The sequence below is a fragment of the Aeromicrobium sp. CnD17-E genome (genome assembly GCF_024124745.1).
Lineage (GTDB): Bacteria > Actinomycetota > Actinomycetes > Propionibacteriales > Nocardioidaceae > Aeromicrobium.
The window spans coordinates 1-6,402 of the sequence record NZ_JAMXRU010000144.1; the positions used below are offsets into that span (position 1 = coordinate 1).

The 6,402-nt window shown below is 72.7% G+C and carries 4 protein-coding genes; 3 read left to right on the plus strand and 1 reads right to left on the minus strand.

All coding sequences use genetic code 11. From position 1 onward, the window contains the following. Positions 1-17 precede the first annotated feature (17 nt). Positions 18-1,220, minus strand: coding sequence for an ABC transporter substrate-binding protein (locus tag NH339_RS16930; protein WP_308207100.1), 1,203 nt, complete (start codon positions 1,218-1,220; stop codon positions 18-20). Positions 1,221-1,393: 173 nt separating this feature from the next. Between NH339_RS16930 and NH339_RS16935 the strand changes: the two genes are divergently transcribed. The 3 genes from NH339_RS16935 to NH339_RS16945 all read left to right on the plus strand — a co-directional run bounded on the left by NH339_RS16935 (position 1,394) and on the right by NH339_RS16945 (position 6,302). Further along, on the plus strand, positions 1,394-2,785 hold the full coding sequence (locus NH339_RS16935) for an NAD(P)H-quinone dehydrogenase (RefSeq protein ID WP_253027181.1): 1,392 nt from the start codon (positions 1,394-1,396) through the stop codon (positions 2,783-2,785). Positions 2,786-2,880: 95 nt separating this feature from the next. Then, positions 2,881-5,826 carry a SpoIID/LytB domain-containing protein gene (locus tag NH339_RS16940; protein WP_253027182.1) on the plus strand — a complete coding sequence of 982 codons (2,946 nt, stop codon included), beginning with the start codon at positions 2,881-2,883 and terminating at the stop codon, positions 5,824-5,826. Between the two features lie 89 nt (positions 5,827-5,915). Continuing rightward, positions 5,916-6,302, plus strand: a complete 387-nt coding sequence (locus tag NH339_RS16945; protein WP_067855397.1) for a phage holin family protein — start codon at positions 5,916-5,918, stop codon at positions 6,300-6,302. Positions 6,303-6,402: the final 100 nt, after the last annotated feature.

Below are 6,402 nucleotides of genomic sequence, written 5' to 3' on the forward strand. Positions count from 1 at the left end.
CCGCCCGGCGACGGCGGTCACCGGCGCTCCCCGGCCGAGGGCGCGGCGGAGCCCGGTGCGTAGACGGCCACGGCGAGCGCCTCCAGCACGGCGGCCGTCCGCGGGCCGTAGCCGAGGATCTGCGCGTCGGACATGTCGACGATCCGGCGCTTCTGGCCGGCCGGCGTCTGCGCGAGCGCGGGAAGGCGCTCGAGGAGTCCGTCGACGCCGTCGACGGACTCCAGGCCCTTGGTCATCATGAGGACGACGTCGGGCTGCGCGTCGATGATGCCCTCGTCGGTCACGGGCTTCATGCCGTTCCAGCCGATCTCGCCGGCCACGTCGTAGCCGCCGAGCGCTGTGATCAGGGTGTCGGCACCCGAGCCCTCGCCGAACATGTAGTAGACGCCGGCCTGGCCGCGGACGTAGAGGAAGACCATGCGGGGCTTGTCCTGCACCCGCTTCGGCGCCACGGCGGCGATCTCGGCCAGGGCCGAGCGGGTCTGCTTCTCCAGGCGGTCCGCGAGCCGGCGCCCGACGTCGGGGACGCCGAGCGCCCGCGCCACCTCCTGGGTGAGGCTGCCGACGTTGTCGACGCTGCGGGTGCTGTCGACGACCACCACGGGGATCCCCGCGTCACGCATCTGCAGCACCACGTCCCACGGTCCGAGCGAGGTGTCGGTGATGATCAGCGTCGGATCGAGCTCGAGGATCGCCTCGGCGTTGAGGTCGTGCCCGTTGCTGGTGACGAGCGGCAGGTCCTCGGCCTCGTCGAACTGGGTGGAGATGTCGCGCCCGACGAGACAGTCGCCCAGGCCGAGCTCGTAGACCGTGCGCGAGAGCGTGCCGTAGATGTCGAGCGCGAGCACGCGGCTCGTGTCGGTGACCGTGACGCGCGTGCCCTGGGAGTCGGTGAGGGTGACCGGCAGGGTCTGGGTGGGGGAGTCCGCCACCGGGTCCACCGGCTCGTCGGGCAGCGCCGCGTGCACCGCCCCCTCCCACGAGCGCGGGTCGTCGAGCACCTTCGCCTCGCTGAGCGGCGGCGTCGCGACGTCGTCGCCTGCGTCGTCGTGCCCGCCCGGCCGGAGCCCGCACGACGACAGCAGGAGTGCGACGACGGCGAGCGCGAGCAGGCGTCGCCGCGCCGTCGGAGTCCGCGTCAGGGGGGTGGCGGTGGGCCCTGGGGTCGGCTCGGCGGTCGGCTCGGCGGTCGGGTGGGCGGTCGGGTGGGGTTGGGGCACCGGGGGCACACCTCTCGATCGCGCCCGTCTCGAACGTCATGAGGCAAGGCTTGGCTTACTCAGGTTTGCCTCAGCATAGTAAGGCTAACCTCAGTATGACCAGGGGGGTGCGGGAGCCGTCGGCCCGCGCGCCCGGCTGCCGTCCGGGGCCCTCGCGGTGAGAGGATGGCGACGTGACGCACGTGGTGATCATCGGAGGCGGACCTGGCGGCTACGAGGCGGCTCTCGTCGCCGCGCGACTCGGGGCGCAGGTCACCGTGGTGGAGCGCGACGGGCTCGGCGGCTCGACCGTCCTCACCGACTGCGTGCCCAGCAAGACGCTCATCGCGACGTCCGACCTCCTGACCGAGGTCGAGTCGTCCGCCGAGCTCGGCGTCGAGGTGCCCCGTGACGTGCGTGCCGACCTGGCGGCGGTGAACGACCGCGTGCTGCGACTCGCGCTGGCGCAGTCGGCCGACATCGCGGGCCGGCTCGACCGCGAGGGCATCGAGGTCGTCCGCGGCACCGCCCGTCTGCTCTCGGCCCGCGAGGTCGAGGTCGTCGAGGCGTCCTCGTCGGGCCAGGAGGCGAGCGGCGCGACCCGGGTCGTCGAGGCCGACGCCGTGATCCTCGCGACGGGCGCGCACCCGCGGGTCAGCCCCGACGCGCTCCCCGACGGCGAGCGCATCCTCACCTGGGAGCAGGTCTACGCCCTGCGCGAGATCCCCGAGCACATGATCGTCGTCGGCTCCGGTGTCACCGGGGCCGAGTTCGCGAGCGCCTACAACGGCCTCGACGCGCACGTCACGCTCGTCTCGAGCCGCGACCGCGTGCTCCCGGGCGAGGACGAGGACGCCGCGGAGCTCATCGAGGACGTCTTCCGCGAGCGCGGCATGACCGTCATGGGCCAGTCGCGCATGGCCTCCGTGCGTCGCGAGGGCGACCAGGTGGTCGTCACGCTGACCGACGGTCGCGAGGTCGTCGGGTCGCACTGCCTGCTCGCGCTCGGCTCCATCCCCAACACCGTCGACCTCGGCCTCGAGGACGTGGGCGTCGCGCTCGACGACGCCGGCTTCGTGCGTGTCGACCGCGTGTCGCGCACGAGCGTGCCGGGTGTCTACGCGGCCGGCGACTGCACGGGCGTGCTCATGCTGGCCTCCGTGGCGGCGCAGCAGGGGCGGATCGCCGTCGCCCACCTGCTCGGCGACGCCGTGCACCCGCTGGACCTGCAGAAGGTCTCGAGCAACATCTTCACGTCCCCGGAGATCGCCACGGTGGGCCTGTCCCAGCGAGCCATCGACGAGGCCGGGCTGCACGTCGACGTCGTCATGCTCCCGCTCGCGACGAACGCCCGCGCGAAGATGCAGGGCGTGCGGCACGGCTTCGTGAAGCTGTTCTCCCGCCGGGGGATGGGCGTGGTCGTGGGTGGCGTCGTCGTCGGCCCACGGGCCAGCGAGCTCATCCACGCCGTCTCGCTCGCGGTGTCCGCCTCGCTGACCGTCGACCAGGTCGCTGACGCCTTCACCGTGTACCCCTCGATGTCGGGGTCCGTGGCCGAGGCTGCACGCAGCCTGCACCCGCGCTGACCTGCGGAAATGACAGGCGTGTAGTTCGTCGACTCCGGTGGATATCGCGCCGGATGTGTGATGCAGTAGCCCAGCACCATCGTCACATCCGCCCCATGAGTCACAGGATCGGACTTCCCCACATGCGCTTCTGGACCCTGGTCCGGCGAGCCTTCCCGTTCGCCGTCGTCACCGCCGTCGCGGTGTCCGCCCTCATCGCCACGCCCGACACCGCCCCGACCCAGACGTCGCAGGCGGCGGCTCCGCGACCGGCCACGCTGCACGAGCTCGACGTCCCGGCGACGCAGGCCCCTGACGTCCCCGCGGCCTCCGCGGCACCGGCGACGCCGTCGCCCAGCCCCTCCACGCCCGAGCGCAGCGAGGTCCGCCAGCAGGCCGTCCCGCCGGCGACGACGGCGCCCGACAAGGCTGGGCCCCAGAAGTCTGGGCCCGAGAAGGATGGGACCGACGAGGTCGCCACCCTGCCGCGCACGACCGTGCGCCCGTTCTCGATGGTCGGTGTCACCTGGGCACGCGGCGGCGAGGACTTCGACGTGAAGGTCGCGCTGCGCAAGAACGGCACGTGGGGTGCGTTCCAGACGCTCGACACCGACCGTGACGCCGAGGCCGACGCCGGGCCCGAGGTCGGGCGCGCCGGGACGGACCCGCTGTGGGTCGGGTCCGCCGACGGTGTCGCCGTGCGCGTCACGTCGCCCAGCGGCGAGCGCCCGGCGGACCTGAAGGTCGCCACCATCGACCCGGGCCGCGGCAGCGACGTCGCCCCGGCCGCCGCGACCGTCGGCCAGCCGAAGATCATCTCGCGCTCCTCCTGGGGGGCGAAGGGCCCGACGAAGGGCAACGAGTGCTCCGCGCCGGTCTACGGCGCCTCGACGCTGGGCGCGGTCATCCACCACACGGCAGGCAACAACGACTACACGAAGGCCCAGTCGGCCGGCATCGTCCGGGCGACGCAGGCGTACCACACGGGCGCGCGGGGCTGGTGCGACATCGGCTACAACTTCCTGGTCGACAAGTACGGCCAGATCTTCGAGGGACGACGCGGCGGCATCGCCAAGCAGGTCCGCGCCGCCCACTCCGGCAACGGTCCGGTCAACGAGCGCACGGTGGGCATCTCGATGATGGGCACCTACTCCAAGGTCGCGCCGACCGCCGCCACGAAGAAGGCCGTCGCCGACCTCGTCGCGTGGCGCTTCTCGCTGGCCAAGCTCAAGGCCACGGGCACCTACACGCTCGGCGGCCTGCGGCTGAACCGCATCGTCGGCCACCGTGACGTCCTGTCGACCGAGTGCCCCGGTGCCGCCGCCTACGCCTGGGTGACGTCGTCCGGCTCCACCGGTCTGCGCCAGGAGGTGGCCCGACGTCTCGCCGGGTCGTCGTCGACGCCGAGCACCCCGACGCCGCCCACGACCACGCCGACGTCGGGCAAGGACATCAAGTCCCTCGCCGCCGCGATCGGCAGCGAGAAGCTGGGCAAGCTCGTGCGCAAGGAGTGGGGCAACTCGGTCCAGCGCCGGGCGATCTACCAGAACATGGACCTGCTCTGGACGAAGGCCGCCGGTGCGTTCTCGGTGACCAGCGTCGTGCGCCGCGAGTGGCACCGCACGGGCGAGCAGGGCGGACGCCTCGGCTTCCCGATCAGCAGCCGCAGCAGCACCGGTGACGCCAACGTCAAGTACCAGCGCTTCCAGAAGGGCAGCGTCTACATCGTCGGCACCGGCTCGGCGACGAAGGCGTACGCCATCTACGGCCCGATCTTCGAGTCCTACAAGACCGTCAAGGGCACCTCGGGCCCGCTCGGCGCCCCGACCTCGACCGTGCTGCGCGACCGCACCGGCTACCAGCGGGTGACGTTCGCGAAGGGGTACATGGAGTACTCGGAGGGCTCGCGCGCCGTGAGCACCTGGTACAAGAACGGCTCGAGCCCGGACCAGCTGACCGTGCCGAGCGACCGGTCGGTCGTCATCAGCGGACGCGGCTTCGGCCACGGGATCGGCATGAGCCAGTACGGTGCCCAGGGCGCGGCGCGGCAGGGCAAGACGTTCAAGCAGATCCTGGCGTCCTACTACCCTGGCACGTCGCTGGCGCAGCGCAGCGGCTCGATCCGCGTGCTCGTGGGTGACGCGACGTCGTCGACGGTCACGGTCCGCGCGCGGTCCGGGCTGGTCTTCCGCACCCTCGCCTCCAGCAGCGGCACCACGTTGCCGACGTCGTCGTCGGGCACGCCGATCACCAACTGGCGCATCCGCGTCAGCACGGCCGACGCGACGAAGTCGGTGCTGGAGTACCGGGCCGGGTCGCACTGGCGGGTCTTCCGCGACCGGATCTGGCGCGGCTCCGCCCAGTTCGAGGCCTCGTCGCTCGGACTCGTCCTGCCGAACGGCTCGGTGCGCGAGTACCGCACGGCGATCCGGTCGGCGCTGCCCGCGTCGGGCTCGAAGGAGCGCAAGACGGTCAACGTGCTGTCGCTCGACGACTACACCCGTGGGGTCGTGGCCTCGGAGATGCCGTCGAGCTGGCAGCAGGAGGCCCTGAAGGCGCAGGCCGTCGCCGCGCGGACCTACGCGGTGCGCACGCTCATGCCGTCGCGGTACTACGACGTGTGCGACACGACCTCCTGCCAGGTGTTCAAGGGCCTGAGCGGGGAGACCGCCAACACCGACAAGGCCGTCGCGGCGACGCGTGGCTCGATCCTCACCTACCAGGGCAAGCCGGCGCTGACGCAGTACTCGTCCTCCTCGGGCGGCGCGTCGGCGCCCGGCAGCGCGCCGTACCTGAAGGCGCACCTCGACCCGTTCGACGGCTGGTCGGGCAACGCGAACCGGTCGTGGCGGGTCGTGGTGAAGGCCTCGACCATCGAGCGGGCGTTCCCGAAGGTCGGCACGCTGCGCAGCCTGACGGTCACGCAGCGTGACGGGACGGGCGACTGGAAGGGTCGGGTCGTCTCGATCCGGCTCACGGGCTCGAAGGGAACGCAGACGGTCTCCGGACCCGACCTGCGCTTCGCGCTCGGCCTGAAGTCGCACTACTTCCGGCTCGGCTGAGCCCGGCTGCCTCGCCGTCGTCGCCTGCAGGTGACGACGGCGGGGCACCGGCGCCGGGACGTCGGAGCGGGTCGGCGATACTGCTCGACATGCTGTCGATCCTCCGGTCCCTCGGCTTCGCGGCGCTCGCGAACGTCGCGTCGCTCGGTCTCGCCGCGGCCCTCCTCGACGGGTTCTCCGTCCGGCTCGGCGGGCTGCTCGTGGCGGTGCTCGTCTTCACGGTCCTGGCCGTGGCACTGCGTCGTGCGACGGCGACCCTCGCGCCGCGGCTCGCGCGCCCGTCGGCGGTGCTCGGCGGCCTGGTGCTCACGGCGGTGGCCCTGGTGCTCACCGACGCGCTCGTGCCCGGCGACGGCTTCGACCTGCACGGCCCGGTGGCCTGGGTCGTGACGGTGCTGCTCGTGTGGGCCGCCGGTGTGGCGTACGGCGAGGTGGACACCCAGGCACCCGCCGAGGTGCCGCCCGTCGCCTCCTGACGACCGGCACCCGGCGGGGGTGCCGGGCGACGGGCGGCAGAGCAGCACAGCCTCGGCGGGGGTGCCGGGCGACGGGCGGCAGAGCAGCACGGCCTCGGCG